Source organism: Bdellovibrio sp. ZAP7, from assembly GCF_006874645.1.
GTDB lineage: Bacteria > Bdellovibrionota > Bdellovibrionia > Bdellovibrionales > Bdellovibrionaceae > Bdellovibrio.
The window spans coordinates 2656684-2673214 of sequence record NZ_CP030082.1 but is presented as its reverse complement, the minus strand read 5'-3'; the positions used below and the strand labels follow the sequence as shown (position 1 = coordinate 2673214).

Below are 16531 nucleotides of genomic sequence, written 5' to 3'. Positions count from 1 at the left end.
GCATATCTGACAATAGAAGGATATGAGTAAGGTTCTTCTGGTGTATGAAGACTACGCGGATCTCATGAGCGTCGAATCGACTTTGAAAAAAGTGGGTTTTGACGTCATTGGTCTGTCGAGTGAGTACGCCGTCTCTGATCAAATTATTAGCTTTAACCCTGATGTGGTTATTGGTTCCGGTAAAGGAGCCAAGGTTTCCTCGTTGGGGGTCGGCAAGCGTTTGAAAGAGATGAGCCGTTGGGGTGGTAAGGCTGTCCTAATTTTTCCGGCAGGTTTTAAACCCAGTCCCCAAGATTTGATCAAGCTGCGTGTCGATATGATTTTAGAAGCGCCGGTCGCGCCACTTCGTATCGTGCAAGTTTTGGCCAAATTACTAGGGCAGGATGAAAGCGCTCTGCTAGAAAAGTTAAACAAAGCCAGTCATCTGGAAAGCCCGGCGACAAAACCTCTTTCGCCTGCGGCAGCGCAGGGTAAATTCACGACGGAAAATGAAGCCATCTTTGTTAAAGGAACTTCACCTGAAGAAGACGAAAATGTTCCTGCAGGTATGGGCTTTAACATCGATCAAGAACCTCAAGGTGAAGGTGCAGAGTTCACGCTAAATAACGAAGAAGAAAAGGAAACTCCGCGCTTTAAAATAGGTGCAAAGTTTCAGGCCTCCGTTTCTGAATCCCAAGCCGAATCCGCTCCCGAAGAAGTGGCCTTTCCTGATGTGGACCTAAAAGCTCTGGAGAGAGAGCTTCTTGGAGGCGGCGCGCCTGAGGTAGAAAAGGTCGAAAACACCGGCACACCGGGTGCCCCAGCCGCAGATGCTAAGGCCGTCAAAGGCAAGTTAGAAGCTGCTCAGCCCGAGGCTGCGCCTTCGAAAGCTCGTCAAGAGCTTGAAAACGCCACCGCTAAGCTTGCGGAACGAATGAAAAAATACGCAAACCTGGTTGCGGATGTGAAAGTCGCTCCAGTTAGCACTATCACCCGTGTGGAATCCCGCAAACGTCAACAAGACATCGCGTCAGAGTGGGACAAGGAATCCATTAACGATCTCGATAAGTTGCGCCAACAGTTCACAAAAGCCCTCTTTAAAAAGTGATTGCTCCTTAGGGGACCTTGACTATATCTTTTCCGTTCTCAAATTAAGTATGGTAATTTGTTCTAATACGGAGGCCTCTATGGGCGTAAATACAACGGCAGTAACAGATGGTTCTTTTGAAACAGAAGTTTTGAATTCTTCAACTCCAGTTCTTGTGGATTTCTGGGCAGAGTGGTGCGGTCCTTGCCGTGCATTGGCTCCAAAACTAGAGGAAGTGGCGACTGAGTTAACTGGTAAAGTTAAGATCGTAAAAGTGAACGTGGATGAGAATCCGGCGACTCCTTCAAAATACGGTATTCGCGGTATTCCAGCGATGTTGTTATTCAAAGGCGGCAGCGAAGTGGGCCAACTTGTTGGTAACCACCCGAAAGATGCTATCGTTGATTTCTTGACGAAAAATACATAAGCCCACACAGGCTTGTTTAAAAAAGTTAAAATTAAAAAAGAGGGAGCTTTTTCAAGTTCCCTCTTTTTTTTGCGTATAATTCGACATCCTCAGTAGCTTTCGCTACGCTTGTTCCATGAAGTCATTGCTTGAAGTCATATCCACCTCTGCCGAACCCTATGAAACAGCGTTAAAGAAGTTCGCTGAGTTGCTAGAGGGCAGTCACAAGCTCAAAGGGAACTACCCTGGGTATGCTTATGATAGTCTTCCAGAGCAATATAAGGCCCCCGTGCTGCTCGCTCTGCAAGAGTGGGTGGATTTTTTCTCAATGAATGCCACCCCTCATTCAGTTTCTGATAAGCAGCTTTTGTGGCGCTTCTTAGGGGCTTTTCGTTTAAAGCCTGACGGTGATTTCTTTTCTAAAATCGATGATGAAACCTGCCTTGAAGTGGTCAATCGTGCCGGTCTGCAAACCTTTCGCAGCCTGTCGTTTATGGCGGTGTGTAGCTACACTTTGGATGAAGTGATTTCTGTCCCGTGGCCGAGCCTGTATTGCCGCGATGAGGACATCACCAATAGCTACATAAAGCTTCAATCAAACATTACAGATGGAACTTTGGCCCACAGGGATCTACCAGGTTTGATTCGAGAACACGAAGTTGTGGAAATTTCAGGGTTCGAGAAACTGGCAACGACCATCAAACCAATGTATCTATCGCCGGTGTATGACGTGACGGGTGCTGTGGTTGGCGGGATTCACGCCTTTAAAATCCTTAAAAGCCAGAGTCTGAGGCCCGCCCGGGGCTGATTGCATTAGTTATCATCTGAGGGGAGATTGTTTGCTTTGCTCAGCTTTCGTGGTAGAAATGAATTTAGGTGCATATGCTTGAAAATATTTTGAATTCTGAAAATCTTCCCGAATCAAATCCAGTCAGAGAACTCTACCGTGAGTCTTTGCTGCAATTCCATGCTCTTCTTGAAAAGCCACGTTCTATCAAAGGTGATTATCCTGGCTTGGCTTTTGATCGCTTGCCTTCAGAAGCGCAAGGTCCGATTGCTAACGCATTGGCGGAGTGGGTTGAGTTTTTCCAAATGCACTCCACTGGTGAGCGCATTTCTGACAAGCAGTTCTTGTGGCGCTTTCTAAGTGCATTCCGCTTGAAGACACACCCTGATTTCTTTTCTTCTGTGGACGACGAAACTAGCTTTGAAGTTGTGAACACGGAAGGTCATCAAACGTTCCGCAGTATTTCTTTGATGGACTGCTGCAGTTACTCTTTGGATGAGTTGGTTTCAATTCCTTGGTACGAACTATTCAGCCGCGATCAATCGATCACGGATAAATACTTGCAGTTCCAGGAAGCAACAACGAATGGAACTTTGGTTCACACGAACGTTGAAAACATCATCCCGGTTCATCTAGTAACTGAAAACTTCGGTTTCGATAAAATGATTTTGACGATGAAACCTCTTTATCTTTCTCCGATCTATGACATGGATGACAATGTGGTGGGCGTTATCAGCGCTATCAAAATCCTGAATTACGTCAGCCGTCGCGAGGAATCTAAAGAGCGCGTTCGCGCGGAATTATCGGCGCTTTAAGTTTCTCTAAATTCAGAAAATGAAAAAAGCCCTGGTGATGAACCAGGGCTTTTTGTTTTTAAGTCGTTTTGGTTTTAGTTCGTAGCCACTGTCGTTTGAATCGTTGGAGCATCAGCCAAGTTTGTGTAGAAGTCTTTGTAATTCTTCATCACACGGCCGTTGTATTCCTCAGGCACCACGTTTTGAGCTAGCAAGCGGCGAACGTTTTTAGGACCCATATTGTAAGCGCTCACGTATTTGTTCGCTTTACCTGGGAACTGCTTACGAAGGTAGTCCATGTAAGCCGCACCGATACGGATATTAGTCACTGGGTTCGTAAGAGTTTTCTTACCTTTCCAAGGAATACCGTATTTGTTCGCAATCCATTGAGCTGTATCAGGTTTGATTTGCATCAAGCCGATTTCGCCAAAGCTACCCACAGTCAGTGGATTGAATGTGCTTTCTGTTTTAATGATCGCCATCACGAATACTGGATCCAAGTTGAACTTGTCAGATTCAGAGATGATAGCGCTGGAAATATCGCCTGCGCGGTTTTTCCATTGCGGCTCAAGATAGCCTTGAACCTTTTTATAGATCATCAAATTCAAAGCCACACGGCCTTCGATTTTTTGAGCGGCTGAACCTTTATAGCGGCCTCCCAACAACTCTTTAGCATGGGCAACGCGTGAAGCTTCATTCACCGTTTCAATTACTGGCAGCTTTAAGATTTTGCTCCAGTTCACATATTCAAAGTTGTTGAAAAGAACCATGACTAGAGTGGCGGTAACTAAAGCGAGTGTTGATTTGAGATGTTTCGTTTTCATATCCCGTCCTCCTGTTATCTAGGTACTAGTGCAGGGGGTGGGCCAACTCCCTAAGTTCGCGAAAGTGTTGAAGTCTTGTACTGAGGCAGGAATCAGATGGAACGTAGGCGAATGTGAGGTAGGCGGTGTCTACCAATCTCTAGACACTGTCAGATCATTAGTTATCCAAAACGGGGCGACTTCTCACTCTGAAACGTTCTTCGTCGGAACACAGCGCTTCGTCTCAAATTAGGGCTTGTCTGCTGCCTGCATGCAGCTTCGTCGACACGCCATCCGGGCTCACCGTCGCCCGCCTTTGGCGGGTTCGCGCATCCATGCGCCGACGGAGGTCGACTGCGTGCACGCATGCATCAGCCCAGCCCTAATTTGAGACGAAGCGCTGTGCACGACTTGTTTGCTTCGATCGGGCTCGTCCGCCTTTGGCTGACTTGCTGGGGAGATGGGGGCTGGCTTGTCCGCTTTGCGGACTCGCCTTCGGATAGGTGCCAGGTCCTGGTTACGTATGCGGTGCGGCTGGATCTTTCTTTTTTGGCTTTACTCTGCCCTTGGGGCGGGCCTGAGGCTTATATTTAGAGGTCGATGATGAAGGATTGGTTTTCTATTTCGGAGTTTGGTAAGGCGGCGGGGCTTTCGGTGAAGGCTTTGCGGATCTATGAGGAGAAGGGGCTTTTAGTGCCTTCTTCGCGCAGTGAGAGTCGCTATCGCGTGTATGGGCGTGGGCAGCTGTCGCAGGCTCAGGCTATTTTGCAGTTTAAGCAGCTGGGATTTACGCTTGAAGAGATTAAGGTCTTGCTGAAGGAGACAAGTGATAGTTCGCTGCAGGATTTTTTGGAGAGACGTCTTCAAGAGAGTCGCTTGGATCTGCATAATCTGAAAGAGCAAATTTTAAGTCTTGAAACCATTTTGACCTCTCTAAAACTGGGCAGGGAACTGTCCGCAACTGAGAGGAATCAAGTTATGGAAAACTTTGTTACTGAAAGTGTTAATAAATTAAAACGTCGTGGAGTGGTGGATCAACAGGCTGAAGTACAGGTGGCGCATGAAGTATCCTTGTATTCAGAACCCCACAAAATACTGATTTCCGGTCTTCGTAATGTTTTTGAATATGCAAAAAGTAAAAATATTCTGATGGGGCCGGGGCGTGGGAACTCAGGTGGGAGTTTAGTGCTGTACTCGGAAGGGTATTCGCAGTTCAATCCGCTTCGGTATGGATTGGTGCCGGAATACTTCTCTCATACGAAAATGTTTTGGATGGATGTCGAATATTCCCGCTCGCAGGAAATCGGCAAGATGTGTGATGAACTATCGGCCAGGTGTGGATTAGAAGTCGTCGCCTTTCGCAGTCCCTTCTTAGATATTTTAAAAATGGTTCAAGACAAAGTCGGTCAAATTGATTTTGATTCCTTTTCTGATATGGATCCGATGATTTTGACGGCGCCGCAAAGGTTAGGCACTAAAGGTCTTTACTGGTGTGAGCCCAATGAAACGTTTCATGCTTTTGTTACTATGAATGCGGAAGACAGAGCCAAATACAGTCGTGCCAGTTGGGATCTAGAAAATTTTTATCGCAGTCAGGCTATCGCCAATCCGATGGAATTAATGATTCTTGATACGTTAAGGGATCTCTCTCAACGCGAAAACTTTTTGGGATTCAGAAACAGAACGGAAAGGGATTGTCCCGAGAATCTGCCGGAACTAAAGTACACCAAGGGTTTACTCATTTATATGGAAGACTGGGATTTGATTTTTTCCAGAGTTGCCAATGTCAGCGTTATCGAGGCTCGAAGCATTCGCATGGCTCTGAGAAAAGATGAAAATGTCCATGCGGATATTCTTGCAAAAATTGCAGATCCTGTGGTGCGCGATTTATTAAAAGACAAGGTCACTAAAGTCTTTATGAAAGCTCATGCCGTGACCTGCTGGTGGTTTTTCAAACGCAGCGCTATTTTGAAGTCATTGTGGGAGAAAGAATATTTAGAAGCCATTAGTGATTGGGAACAGAAGCACAAGATCACCTGGGTGGATTTTGGCTATAAAACCCAAGATGGCTCACTGTATCTGAAGGCCTAGTCACAAAAGTTAAGGAGTCGGGTGAAAATTACCGGAAGACTGTTCGTTGGATGGATTTTTTCAGCCCCATAGGCTATCTCTGGCTGTTCATATTTTATTATCTGGCGTTGCCAGATTCAAATTTCGAACTAGGAGATGGCCCATGAAAGCTATTTTGGTTGCTTCCCTTTTGATGATCGCGACAAGTGCGCATGCTTCTTTCCTTTGCACAAGCAAAGAGCTTCGTGACGACGGTAAGCCAGCTTATGGCATGACTGTGAATGAATCTGAAACTGAAAACACTCATGTGCAAATTGCTATCTGGGCAACTGGTCATGCTAATGAAGCAGATCAATTTGAATGTGTTCGTGAAGCCATGGAATATGGTAACGGTCGCACTTCGCAATACAAATGCCAGGCTAATGGCGACAAAACTCTTCAAGTGTACGCTCAGAAGTCAGGTCCTAAGATCACTGCGACGGCGGATTTGAGATCTTCTGCGGGGCAATTGCTTCTTTCTAGCATGTACTGCAAATCTATCGAGTAGCGCCCTCGTCCTCTTGCGTTGTAAGAGGCTTTTTTCGTAGTCACAGGCCGTTTCTGGAGTTTCAATATTTATAGAGACAGGAGATGGCCTATGAAATCATTTTTTATCGCTTCCATTATATTGATCGCGACTTCCGCACAAGCTTCATTCCTTTGCACAAGCAAAGAGGTTCGTGAAGATGGTCATGCGGCTTATGGCATGCATGTGCACGAAGCGGATGGTTCTGATTCGACTCATATCGCGATTTGGAAAACGGGCAAGGATTCGACGCCTTATCAGTTTAACTGTGTTCGTGAGTCTGCTGATTACGATAACGGTCGTACGTCTCAATATAAATGTGAAAAAAGCGGCAACGAGACTTTGCAGGTTTATGCTCAGCACACGGGTGCTAAAATCGCAGCTACTGCAGATCTAAAATCATCAACTGATGGACAATTGATCTTGTCTAGCATGATTTGCAAAGACATCGAATAGTCCCGGTCGCACAAATTTGTTTGAAGAAAAAGCCACATGCGAATGTGGCTTTTTTATTTTTTAAACTGGACGTTTTGAATATGCGAATTATGTCTCTTCGCAGTTCTACAGCGAATTTTCTGGTTCGTTCTATACTGATCAAAGAGTTATAGAATCCTTGAGGAGGAGTTATGGGAAGTGGTCAAAACAATAAGCCCGCCGGAACAGATCGTTTGATTGGAGAAAACCAGGGCGATAATGGAATGAAGAAGAAACAATCTGGGGATATGGAAGGATTGCGAGAGGGGCAATATTCAGGCGTTGTGGATCCCACTAAAAACAATCAGCGAGACCCAAATTATAAAAAGAAATAATATATTTTCTTAGCCTGCCAAAAATCTGGCGGAATTTTTCGGGGATTCCGTTTCCTTGTTAACTTCGGATCCGATTTCGATTTCCTCGAAAAACGGATACACATTTATGCGATCGTTTTCTTTGACGGCGTAATTCACCGGAACGCTTTCACCATTGACCAAAATCAAATCCACCACGGAAAGCGGCACGTTTAAGGATTCAATAACTTCCTTGATGGTTGAGAGCTGAAAGCTTTGAAAGGTGATTTCCCGATAGCGGTACACTTGCGGCAAGAAGACATTTAAATCATCGTAAAAGCGGATATGCAACGTCATGGATTACTCTTTTGTGTTTGCTCCTATCTTATGCCTCTATGGGGCAGGCTGCGAGGCCAGTGCCAAATTGCAGTTTTCTGCTGGTTCATCTGAGTTGGGTTAAACTTAAAAAATCACAAGGGGAGGATTACATGCCTAAGCAGCAAGTTCCCACAGATTTTAATTTCTCGGGCTTTGAAAACGAATCGGATTTCGAGGAGCCCTATCAATCATCACAATTTGAGTCACCGGGATTGGTCGTAAATCCTAATCGCAAAGAAGGAAGCACTAAGATTGATGACTGGAACAGCCCGGTGCAGAGTCCCGCCGGTCAACTTTCTGAAGTCATCGATAGCGAAGGTCACCGCGTTCGAATCAATCATTACTAACATGGTGGCGCTCCCCAAAAAGCGGCAGACACTTTCGCGATCATTCTTAAATAAAAAAAAGGCTTCGATTTCTCGAAGCCTTTTTGTTTGGTATTTCTAAAACAGGTATCTGCGGTAGGCGACGGAGGAGACAAGTCCCAGGCCGGCCATGGTGGTCAGCATGCTCGACCCACCGTAGGACAGCAGTGGCAGCGGGACGCCCACGATCGGTAAAAGACCGATAACCATCCCCATATTCACGAACATATGCCAGAAGACGTAACAGAGGACCCCGACCGAGAGGAGGGCTCCGAACTTATCCCTCGCATTGGTGGCGATACGAATTCCCGTGATGAACAGATAACAGAATAAACCCATCACCAAAAGCGAGCCGACAAAGCCGTGCTCTTCAGACAACACTGAATAAATAAAGTCGGTGTGACGCTCGGGAAGGAATTCAAGTTGTGACTGAGTTCCTTTCATAAAGCCTTTACCAAAGAAACGACCGGAGCCGACGGCGATTTTAGACTGGATCGAGTTGTAACCCGTTCCGCGCGGATCGTTCGTTGGAGATAAGAACGTCAAGATACGATTTTTTTGATAATCATGCAGGACGAATTTCCAAGCGATCGGCAAGGCCACGATACCCGCGGCGATTGCAGTCACCAAGATCCAACGTCTGACTTTGGTGAAAAGAACCATGGATCCACCGATTGCAGCAAGCATCATAGCAGTTCCCAAGTCCGGCTGTTCAACTACCAGAACGAAGGGCACTCCCAGAACGAACAATGGACCGACCATTTCTTTGAAGCCCATTCCTTGTCCGTGAGTAGATTTGGTGGAAAGGATTTTAGCCATCAACATGATCAAAGCAAGTTTCATGGTTTCAGAAGGTTGGTATCTGAAGAATCCCAGGTCGATCCAACGTTGGGCACCCAAGGCAATTTTACCAAAGAACGTTACGTAAAGAATCGCTCCGAGGTTTAACGCGTAAATGACCAAAGCCACACGGGTGACGATCGCGTAATCCAGGATTGTCATGACCAGGAATACAATCCAACCCACAACCAACCACATGATTTGGGAGATGAACAAGTTGGAAACGTCGATGGAGCTCGGACCGTGAGTCGCGCTGTACAGATTGATCAAACCAATGATGTTCAATCCCAGAATCACCACGATAAAGTTAATGTCGAGTTTTTTAAAGAGTGTTCTCTCTTCGACGTGTAATGAATTTAACACGATTATTCTCCCTCACTCGTCGCCGCAGCTTCGACTTTCTTTTTCACGCCTTTGTTTTTGATCGCATTGGCAATGACTTCCGGATGATATTTCTGAAAGTAAGTATTATAGATGTCACGCGCGATAGGCACGCCGCCGGTATTACCATGGCAGGAGTGCTCGGCCAGAATCGCAATAACGATTTCTGGATTTTCAGCAGGTGCATAAGAAACGAACCAGCCGTGATGTCGCATGTGAATTGGACGTGCTGTACAGCTCGCATGGATTTGATCCGCGGAGAAACCCATAACCTGTGCGGTACCGGTTTTACCTGCGAACTCAACGCCGGGAACTTTCCAGTAACGGGCCGTACCCTTATTACCGTTGGCTACCAGACGCATACCTTCTTTTACGACTTTAAAGGTTTCAGGCGTGATTTTGATACCATTTGGTTGCGGTTGTTGCAGATCGCGAACCACTTGCGGAAAGTTTTCGCGCAAAACTTTTCCATCCTGATCCAAAACTTTGCGGATGATGAATGGTTTAACCACTTTACCTTCAGTGGCAATCGCGTTGTAAGCAACCGCCATCGAGATCGGAGTCACAGTTACAAAACCCTGACCGATCGCTGTACTTAAGTTCTCACCCGGTTGCCATTCTTCACCAACGGTGGCCTTCTTCCACGCAGAGTTCGGCATGATACCAGCCACTTCACGGGAAAGCTCTATGCCAGTTTTCTGACCGATACCCATAGGGTTGATGTAATCAAACATCTTATCAACACCCAAGGCGATACCCATTTTATAGAAGAACACGTTCGAAGACTCTTCGATCGCTTGATAGATCGTGATGTTACCGTGACCTTGTTTCAAAGCATCATGGTAAGGACGACGACCAAAGAAGAATACACCCGGAGCGGCAACGATTGTTGTTGGAGTGATGACTTTTTCACTCAAAGCCGCAACGGCCACCAAAGGTTTAAATGTAGAGCCCGGCGGGTTGTGATCTTGAATGATCTTATTACGAAGCGGTTTGAACGGATCGTTGATCAAGCGAGACCAAGTTTGCGGGGAAATACCCGTCGAAAACTCATTCGGGTCAAAAGATGGAGCAGAAACCCACGCCAAAACTTCACCGTTGGTTTTCATAACCATGATACCACCGATGTGACCACGGTTATCAACGCCAGTGACGTTGAACGCTTTGTAGGCGGCTTCTTGAATATCACGGTCAATCGTTAGAACCGCATTGTTTCCATGCACTGGAACTTGATCGCGGATTTGCTCGCCGTAAATATTCGGAGTTTGTGTCACTGCCTCACGACCATGGGCATCGACCTGGATGAAAGAGATACCATCGGTCCCGCGGATGTCACGTTCCAAAGTTTCTTCCAAGCCACTCTTACCAACGATGTCACCTTGGTCGAACTTCAAGAAGTTCTTATAGAGATCATTAAAGATTGGAATCTGACGTTTCGAGATCTCGCCCACATAACCAAACAGCTGAGCGCCGTTTTCTTTCAGCGGGTAATAACGAACAATAGATTCACGGATCTCAAGTCCTGGAGTGTCCAGGCGCACGCGTTTCAAACGGAACACTTCCTCGCGGCTTAAGTTCTCTTTCAAACGAATTTGCGCGAAAGGACCATTTTGTTTGCGGCTCTTTTGAACTTTTTGAACGACTTTGTCGGCATCCATACCCAGGATCGGGCCGATAGTTCCCGCCAAAGATTGCAGATCCTCGATATATTGAGGCGTCAGCAAAACTTCAAAGCCGGGCAGATTTTCCACCAGAACTTTTCCTTCACGGTCGAGCATCAAACCACGGGGAGCTGTGATTTTATTTTGTTTGATACGGTTCTTTTCCGAGAATTCGCGAAGTTCGTTACCGGAGATGATTTGCAAATACCACAAACGCATCGTGAAGATACTGAAGGTGAATGCAATCAATATATAGAACAGACGGTAACGGCTTTGATATTCCTTAGCCTCATCCGGATTACTGACGTAAGTACTCATAGATCAAATCCTCCGGGCTCATGCACAAACTCGTCTGTCGTTACTTTGTCGATCTTAGCCAGGATCCAATACATCGGAAGAGCGAAAACTGGCGTCAAGATGATCTGGACAATGCGATCGACGATTTCAAAGCTTGCCGGATTTTTTTCCAGCACCATTGAAAGACAGAAATAGATCAAGTGGTAAGCCACTGCCGAGAAACCACACATAATAGTGTAGTAACCAGAGCCACTCCAGAAAACGCGACTTTTAATTCCGTAAACAAGTACGAACAGGATCAAGAGTGAAAAGAGCATCATCTTGAGCGGCATTGCTGTAAATATTAGCAGAATCGCGCCCATAGCGTAAATCGTAAAGATCGCCGGATAAGGTTTGCGATACAAAGTCATATATACAATTAGATTCAGCCACAAAAGTGGCGCTGGTGCCGCATTTCCAAAGAATTGAAACCACAGCGTTGACTGAATACCTGCCACGACCAGCAATACGGCCAGGAAGATTAAAAAGTTTAGGGTCGCATTCCAGCGGATTTTCACTACGGATTCTCCTGAGGCTTCGTTGCAGGTGTGGCTTTCGGAGTTTCTTTAGGTGTCGCTTTCGGAGTCACCGCTGGAGATGCGGCGGGTGTAGCTCCTGTCGTCGCTGGTTTCGCCAATGTCGGTGTGTGAGCCGGGGAGGCTTGATTCACCGGAGGAGCTTCTGTGCCAGGAGTTGCATTAGGAACCGCTCCTTCAACACCTGTCGCTGCTTGCGGAGCATATTTGTCGCCAAAGTCTTCTTTGGAGGAATCCACGATGATGAAAACTTCTTCAACTTTGTAAGGATCAACAACCGGGCGCAAATCAACTTTCAAAGAAACGGAGAAGGTTTTTCTTTCAACTGATTCCACGATCGCAACTGGAAAGCCTTTCGGGAAGATGTTATCCAAGCCACCGGTCACAACCAGGTCACCTTCTTTTACGTCCTCGGTGCGTTCCACATATTTAAGTGCACAGCTGGTTTGGCTTTTGCCTTCCACGATACCATGCGCACGAGTGCGTTGAACGATACCATCCACCACTGCGTAACGGTCGGTGATTAACATCACGTGAGCAGTGAAGGGCTCTGGCTTAAAGATATAACCCAAAACACCCGCAGTCGTGATAACGGCCATACCGCTTTTCAAACCGTCTTGTGTGCCTTTATTGATCGTGATTGTGTTGTGATCAATCACCAGGTCACGGCCGATAACTTGTGCGGAAGTCAGTTTCATTTTCGTTTGCTGTTTGAACTCCAGCAATCCACGCAGGCGATCATTTTCAACTTGCAACTCGTTCATGGAATTCAAGCGGCTTTGCAATTCGTTGTTGGTGCTGTGCAATTGCTCGCTTTGTTTCTTGATGTTAATCAAATCCAAGTACATTGCCGTGGTGTCCTTGACCCCGTGGCTGAAGCCATAGAATGTTTCGGACACGGCGCTGCCTAACATGCTGAATGGTTTTACCAACCAATGGGATTCTTGAGGGCGTTGCTGCATGTTGATGGAAATGAGTGGCAAAGCCAGAACGATTCCGATGAGCACCAGTTTTTTGAGATCAAAGTTGAAGAAATTCAAATGTCACCTACCTAATACTTTCCAACGCTATCAAACGAGTTGAGAAATTCAACAATTTCCCCTTGAAAAATAATAAAAATCGTAAGGTAATGAAGCGGCTTGTTTTGAAGTTAGTTTTAGGAAGGATTTTTTATGAACGAAAATTTGGCAGATAAAATGAAAAGAAAGCTCTCTGCAAAGAGCATCACAGCGATCGTTCTTTTCGGTGCTATCATTCTTACATTCGTATTCATGGGTGCCCCTGGGAAACTGGGTATGGGCGTGGGTTCTGCGGCGCAGGTGAACAACACTTTGATCTCTATCGCTGACTTCCAAAACGAGGAAAACCGCGTTGCGGAATACTATAAAAACATCTTCGGAAGCCAGATGGACTTTAGCTCTCAGCGTCAACTTCTTCGCCAGCAAGCGATTGAGAACTTGGTGCGTATGGAGCTTGTTTCCCAAGCTGCGCAAAAGGCAGGCATTTTGGCAACAGACCAAGAAGTTGCAGACTTCATCATGAAGGATGTTCCGTTCTTTCAACAAAACGGTCAGTTCCAGCGTGAATTCTACAAAAGCTACCTGGAAAACAGCCGTACTTCTGCTGGTAACTTCGAGCAAAAAATCAGAAAAGACATTTCTAATATCCGCACGCGTCACTTGTTTGAAATCGCGAATCGCACTCCTGCTGCGGAGTTAGGCAAAATGCAGGAGCTTCGCGGTGGCAAAATCAACGTATCTTTCGTGAAAATTGACGAAGATGCTTTGATCAAAGCGATGACTAAAGAAAAGGCGGAAGCGGCAATCAAAGCTTTGGATGAAGCTTTGGCAAAAGGTGACGAAGCCGCAGTTAACGCTCAGCTAAAAGAAATGAAAGCGGGCTGGGAAGAAACAGGTTTGGTTGAGATTGGTGCAGACCAATTCCCTAAAATCACTAGCCGTGTTGCAACTGAATCCATCTTTGAACTAACGAAAGCTCAACCTTTGTTGAAACGCATCGTTCGTGATGGAAATCAAAAATACGTGTTGAAACTTAAAGACACGAAAATGGAAGCGGGCAAAGCTCTTGAGCCGAACGTTCTTGAAATGACGCAAAAGCGTCGTGGCGACGGCATGTTCGAGGCTTGGGTGAACCAATTCCGTAAGAACTCGCATGTAACAATGAACAAGCAAATCATGGAAATGTAATTGCGTGTTGCAATTCGTACGTGAAATTCCCATTTCAATAGTACTTCAATCAGCCTCGTCCGCAAGACGGGGCTTTTTGTTTAAGGTGGCTGCTGGATTCTCGAAAGAGATCAATCCGCTGTCGGGGATGAGCGTAAACCTGGTTTTGGTCGATCAATGGCTTGCAGAACTTAAAAAAGACCTTGAGCAAACTGTCTTTCAATCCAAGTCCGAAAGCTTGAGTCATGCCTTCGCGGAAATCATGGCGGTGACAAGACTGAACCTTATCGAGCATGCTGAAAAAGAAAAAGCGCAACTGATCAGTCTGGAATTTAAGGAAGAACGGGGCTGGGGGTTCGCTTGGAACCATGATCAGTCGCCGGAAAATTTATTGATCAAGCACACGCATTTTTTAGAAGGATTTTTGACGGACCCGTCGGAGGCTTCCTTGTGCAAGGTGGAATTCGTTTGGCTTAGAACTCCAGATTGCGAAACAGATTTTGCCCACGAGGGCTTTAAAGTGTTGAAAGTTCTTGCGGCCAAGAACTTCCAAGATTTGCAGACGAAACTGTCTTTGCATAAGGGCGGGGAGTTGGACAGTGGCAGCATTCTTGTCGAAATCCACATTCACAACCTGTCCCGCGCCTTTTCAATCAGCCTTTAAGTTTACTTAGGAAGCTGGGCCGAAAGCTCAATGTTTTCCATCGATAGACGTTCAATTTTATCTGATAAATCGAACGTTTCCATTAACAAACCCTCTACCGCGTTATCGGCTCTCTCTTTGGGCATTGAAGCGATAAGATTCGTATAGTCTTCAAGTTCCTGGTCACTCTTTACAAATTTATAGCCATAGACTCCCGCACCGGCAATCAGGAGAGCTCCACCTAGAACCATTTTACGCACTCCACCTGAGTGACTATCGGCGATTTTTTTCTCCAATTTTGCCAGTCTGGCATCCACAACTTGGTGGACTCGGGACTCAGCAATAGCCGAATAGTAATTTAGAATTTTTTGTTGCTGGGGTTTTAAGATAAATTTGTTAGTGCCATCTGCATATTTAGTGATTTCGAGCGGAGCCTGGCCCACACTCTCAATAGCGAATCTGAACTGCTTTTGCAGCCTTGCGATTTTATCTTCCAGTTCGCGAATTTGCGGAGTATTTGTTGTCACATATCTAATTCTTGTATCAAAATCGTTGGTTTTTTTTTGTGGATTCTTCCAGGTACCAGCGGTACTCGTGCATCGCGCTTTTGATCGACGTTATTTCATCAGATGAAGACACGTCGATATTCGGAATTGCCGTGGCAAGGGTTGCAAGTCCGGCGATAGAAAGAGCTATTGCGGGATCTGTTGCATAAGCGACAGTTTTGGAAAATGTATTTCTTTCGGCCGCATTTGTTTTCTTGTTAATCATTGCAATGGCTGAATTAAGATATGTCAGGCGTGCGCTCGCATCCTTAATTGCGTTAAGATTGCTTTCAATCTTTGCATCGATTTCCAATAGCGATAGATTGGCATCTTGTGCAAAAGCCGGTGGTGTAGTGGATACAACCATTGCGGCGGATATGAATTTCATAAATGTCTTTTTGAAAGTTTTCATAATTCTCTCTCTTGTTAATTACGTAACTCGTTTCAATTTATTGAACGAAAATCAGAGCTAATGACCCAATGATGTACCAGTTGCAGGCTTTCACCGCGACTGAGTAGAAGTAGTTGAACTGGTTCTTGCTTTGAAATTCTGGTTCCAATTTAACCAGCGTGTTTTCAAATCCATCTCTGACAAAAGATCCCTCGATGATGTTTCTGTTTTTATTCAATTTAAAAACATTCAACGGGCTTAAAAACAATCCATCCGCAGAGCCCATGTGAACGCTGGAGGCAACGCTGACTGCAGACCAGAAGCCTGTCGAGATTGCTTCCTTGTGATTACGTAAAAACTGCGGAGTCATGCGAAACATAAGACCGGGTTTTTGCGGCCCCGGATTGAAATCATAAGCTTGCAGAACGATTTGCGTGACCGCGATCGATTCCAGGTTTTGTACAAACATCTCGCGCGAGGCTTGCGAAGGTGAGTGAGTCAAAAGATAAGCAAAGCTTGTCGGTTTTTGAAAGTTCCCGCGAAAGATAATATCTGCAAGTTTTGAAGCCGTACCTTGGGCATTTTTACCATTCGATTTCAAAATGGATTGGACGGCTTTATAGGCTTTGGTTCTCATCACCGGCGGCATTTCTGCAACTGAAATAGACAAAGACTCTAATTGCACATCGAGGTAAGCGATGGATTCTTCCAAAGTCTTAGGCACAAAGCCCTCTTCGACTTTTAAGTCGCGGCTTTTTATTTCATTAAAGTGCTCTTCGTATTTCAGTTGATCGAATTCTTTGATGACTTTTGAAGTGATAAACTTTTGTTTCAAACCTCGAAGCCATTCCAGGGGTTTCAAATCTGTACCGCGTTCACCTGCAACAGTGGATTCATTGAATACGGATGAACACTGCGAACCTTCTGCAAATGCCATATTCGAAAATAGCAGCATGGCGCCCAAGATAAATCCGAAAATTTGCTGAAAGGGTTTCGCGAACATAACTCCGC

At 45.7% G+C, this 16531-nt stretch carries 20 protein-coding genes; 11 read left to right on the top strand and 9 right to left on the bottom strand.

All coding sequences use genetic code 11. The features are described 5' to 3' along the window. The first annotated feature begins 22 nt into the window (after positions 1 to 22). The 4 genes from DOM22_RS12910 (at position 23) to DOM22_RS12895 (ending at position 3074) form a co-directional block, all read left to right on the top strand. Positions 23 to 1087 carry a hypothetical protein gene (locus tag DOM22_RS12910; RefSeq protein WP_142700773.1) on the top strand — a complete coding sequence of 355 codons (1065 nt, stop codon included), beginning with the start codon at positions 23 to 25 and terminating at the stop codon, positions 1085 to 1087. Between the two features lie 79 nt (positions 1088 to 1166). Then, positions 1167 to 1493, top strand: coding sequence for a thioredoxin (gene trxA / locus DOM22_RS12905; protein ID WP_142700772.1), 327 nt, complete (start codon positions 1167 to 1169; stop codon positions 1491 to 1493). Positions 1494 to 1608: 115 nt separating this feature from the next. Further along, a complete protein-coding gene (locus DOM22_RS12900; RefSeq protein WP_142700771.1) occupies positions 1609 to 2280 on the top strand; it encodes a hypothetical protein in 672 nt (223 codons plus the stop codon). A 74-nt stretch (positions 2281 to 2354) separates the two neighbouring features. Next, complete coding sequence (locus DOM22_RS12895; RefSeq protein WP_142700770.1) at positions 2355 to 3074, top strand: hypothetical protein; 720 nt, start codon at positions 2355 to 2357, stop codon at positions 3072 to 3074. 74 nt (positions 3075 to 3148) lie between these two features. Here the strand turns inward: DOM22_RS12895 and DOM22_RS12890 are convergent, their stop codons facing one another. Further along, positions 3149 to 3877, bottom strand: coding sequence for a lytic transglycosylase domain-containing protein (locus tag DOM22_RS12890; protein WP_142700769.1), 729 nt, complete (start codon positions 3875 to 3877; stop codon positions 3149 to 3151). Positions 3878 to 4456: 579 nt separating this feature from the next. Here DOM22_RS12890 and DOM22_RS12885 point away from each other — a divergent pair. From DOM22_RS12885 to DOM22_RS12870, 4 genes are all read left to right on the top strand, one after another. Then, complete coding sequence (locus DOM22_RS12885; protein ID WP_142700768.1) at positions 4457 to 5947, top strand: MerR family transcriptional regulator; 1491 nt, start codon at positions 4457 to 4459, stop codon at positions 5945 to 5947. Between the two features lie 142 nt (positions 5948 to 6089). Then, entirely contained in the window at positions 6090 to 6473 is a 384-nt protein-coding gene (locus DOM22_RS12880) for a hypothetical protein (protein ID WP_142700767.1), read from the top strand. A 90-nt stretch (positions 6474 to 6563) separates the two neighbouring features. Beyond that, positions 6564 to 6947: a hypothetical protein gene (locus DOM22_RS12875; RefSeq protein WP_142700766.1), complete on the top strand. Its 384-nt coding sequence runs from the start codon at positions 6564 to 6566 to the stop codon at positions 6945 to 6947. 170 nt (positions 6948 to 7117) lie between these two features. Beyond that, positions 7118 to 7300: a hypothetical protein gene (locus DOM22_RS12870; RefSeq protein WP_142700765.1), complete on the top strand. Its 183-nt coding sequence runs from the start codon at positions 7118 to 7120 to the stop codon at positions 7298 to 7300. Between the two features lie 9 nt (positions 7301 to 7309). On the opposite strand, the gene DOM22_RS12865 is transcribed toward DOM22_RS12870, so the two are convergent. Continuing rightward, positions 7310 to 7615: a hypothetical protein gene (locus DOM22_RS12865; RefSeq protein WP_142700764.1), complete on the bottom strand. Its 306-nt coding sequence runs from the start codon at positions 7613 to 7615 to the stop codon at positions 7310 to 7312. 131 nt (positions 7616 to 7746) lie between these two features. On the opposite strand from DOM22_RS12865, the gene DOM22_RS12860 reads away from it, so the two are divergent. Continuing rightward, positions 7747 to 7983: a hypothetical protein gene (locus DOM22_RS12860; RefSeq protein WP_142700763.1), complete on the top strand. Its 237-nt coding sequence runs from the start codon at positions 7747 to 7749 to the stop codon at positions 7981 to 7983. 96 nt (positions 7984 to 8079) lie between these two features. Here DOM22_RS12860 and rodA read toward each other — a convergent pair whose 3' ends face one another. From rodA to mreC, 4 genes are read right to left on the bottom strand one after another with little or no spacing between them, the layout of a single operon-like run. Further along, positions 8080 to 9204, bottom strand: coding sequence for a rod shape-determining protein RodA (gene rodA, locus DOM22_RS12855; RefSeq protein ID WP_142700762.1), 1125 nt, complete (start codon positions 9202 to 9204; stop codon positions 8080 to 8082). A 2-nt stretch (positions 9205 to 9206) separates the two neighbouring features. Continuing rightward, positions 9207 to 11201: a penicillin-binding protein 2 gene (mrdA, locus tag DOM22_RS12850; protein WP_142700761.1), complete on the bottom strand. Its 1995-nt coding sequence runs from the start codon at positions 11199 to 11201 to the stop codon at positions 9207 to 9209. Continuing rightward, a complete protein-coding gene (locus tag DOM22_RS12845) occupies positions 11198 to 11737 on the bottom strand; it encodes a hypothetical protein (RefSeq protein ID WP_142700760.1) in 540 nt (179 codons plus the stop codon). The genes mrdA and DOM22_RS12845 overlap by 4 nt, the downstream gene beginning before the upstream one ends. After that, positions 11737 to 12795: a rod shape-determining protein MreC gene (mreC, locus tag DOM22_RS12840; protein WP_142700759.1), complete on the bottom strand. Its 1059-nt coding sequence runs from the start codon at positions 12793 to 12795 to the stop codon at positions 11737 to 11739. The genes DOM22_RS12845 and mreC overlap by 1 nt, the downstream gene beginning before the upstream one ends. A gap of 132 nt (positions 12796 to 12927) precedes the next feature. On the opposite strand from mreC, the gene DOM22_RS12835 reads away from it, so the two are divergent. Both DOM22_RS12835 and DOM22_RS12830 read left to right on the top strand, forming a co-directional pair. Continuing rightward, entirely contained in the window at positions 12928 to 13962 is a 1035-nt protein-coding gene (locus DOM22_RS12835; protein WP_142700758.1) for a SurA N-terminal domain-containing protein, read from the top strand. An 85-nt stretch (positions 13963 to 14047) separates the two neighbouring features. Next, the gene (locus DOM22_RS12830; protein ID WP_246845950.1) at positions 14048 to 14605 is read left to right on the top strand and encodes a hypothetical protein; all 558 of its coding nucleotides are present in this window, start codon (positions 14048 to 14050) and stop codon (positions 14603 to 14605) included. Positions 14606 to 14607: 2 nt separating this feature from the next. Here DOM22_RS12830 and DOM22_RS12825 read toward each other — a convergent pair whose 3' ends face one another. The 3 genes from DOM22_RS12825 to DOM22_RS12815 are packed head-to-tail and all read right to left on the bottom strand — an operon-like array spanning position 14608 to position 16523. Beyond that, positions 14608 to 15111, bottom strand: coding sequence for a hypothetical protein (locus DOM22_RS12825; protein WP_142700756.1), 504 nt, complete (start codon positions 15109 to 15111; stop codon positions 14608 to 14610). 16 nt (positions 15112 to 15127) lie between these two features. Then, positions 15128 to 15541: a hypothetical protein gene (locus tag DOM22_RS12820; RefSeq protein ID WP_142700755.1), complete on the bottom strand. Its 414-nt coding sequence runs from the start codon at positions 15539 to 15541 to the stop codon at positions 15128 to 15130. Positions 15542 to 15578: 37 nt separating this feature from the next. Further along, complete coding sequence (locus tag DOM22_RS12815) at positions 15579 to 16523, bottom strand: hypothetical protein (protein WP_142700754.1); 945 nt, start codon at positions 16521 to 16523, stop codon at positions 15579 to 15581. Positions 16524 to 16531: the final 8 nt, after the last annotated feature.

What these genes read in the sequence shown, in the direction of transcription:
- DOM22_RS12890 (WP_142700769.1), bottom strand. Translation starts at nt 3,877, where the DNA reads ATGAAAACGAAACATCTCAAATCAACACTCGCTTTAGTTACCGCCACT.
- DOM22_RS12885 (WP_142700768.1), top strand. Translation starts at nt 4,457, where the DNA reads ATGATGAAGGATTGGTTTTCTATTTCGGAGTTTGGTAAGGCGGCGGGG.
- DOM22_RS12895 (WP_142700770.1), top strand. Translation starts at nt 2,355, where the DNA reads ATGCTTGAAAATATTTTGAATTCTGAAAATCTTCCCGAATCAAATCCA.
- DOM22_RS12815 (WP_142700754.1), bottom strand. Translation starts at nt 16,523, where the DNA reads ATGTTCGCGAAACCCTTTCAGCAAATTTTCGGATTTATCTTGGGCGCC.
- mrdA (WP_142700761.1), bottom strand. Translation starts at nt 11,201, where the DNA reads ATGAGTACTTACGTCAGTAATCCGGATGAGGCTAAGGAATATCAAAGC.
- DOM22_RS12835 (WP_142700758.1), top strand. Translation starts at nt 12,928, where the DNA reads ATGAACGAAAATTTGGCAGATAAAATGAAAAGAAAGCTCTCTGCAAAG.
- DOM22_RS12910 (WP_142700773.1), top strand. Translation starts at nt 23, where the DNA reads ATGAGTAAGGTTCTTCTGGTGTATGAAGACTACGCGGATCTCATGAGC.
- DOM22_RS12870 (WP_142700765.1), top strand. Translation starts at nt 7,118, where the DNA reads ATGGGAAGTGGTCAAAACAATAAGCCCGCCGGAACAGATCGTTTGATT.
- DOM22_RS12860 (WP_142700763.1), top strand. Translation starts at nt 7,747, where the DNA reads ATGCCTAAGCAGCAAGTTCCCACAGATTTTAATTTCTCGGGCTTTGAA.
- trxA (WP_142700772.1), top strand. Translation starts at nt 1,167, where the DNA reads ATGGGCGTAAATACAACGGCAGTAACAGATGGTTCTTTTGAAACAGAA.
- DOM22_RS12900 (WP_142700771.1), top strand. Translation starts at nt 1,609, where the DNA reads ATGAAGTCATTGCTTGAAGTCATATCCACCTCTGCCGAACCCTATGAA.
- DOM22_RS12875 (WP_142700766.1), top strand. Translation starts at nt 6,564, where the DNA reads ATGAAATCATTTTTTATCGCTTCCATTATATTGATCGCGACTTCCGCA.
- DOM22_RS12820 (WP_142700755.1), bottom strand. Translation starts at nt 15,541, where the DNA reads ATGAAAACTTTCAAAAAGACATTTATGAAATTCATATCCGCCGCAATG.
- DOM22_RS12865 (WP_142700764.1), bottom strand. Translation starts at nt 7,615, where the DNA reads ATGACGTTGCATATCCGCTTTTACGATGATTTAAATGTCTTCTTGCCG.
- DOM22_RS12880 (WP_142700767.1), top strand. Translation starts at nt 6,090, where the DNA reads ATGAAAGCTATTTTGGTTGCTTCCCTTTTGATGATCGCGACAAGTGCG.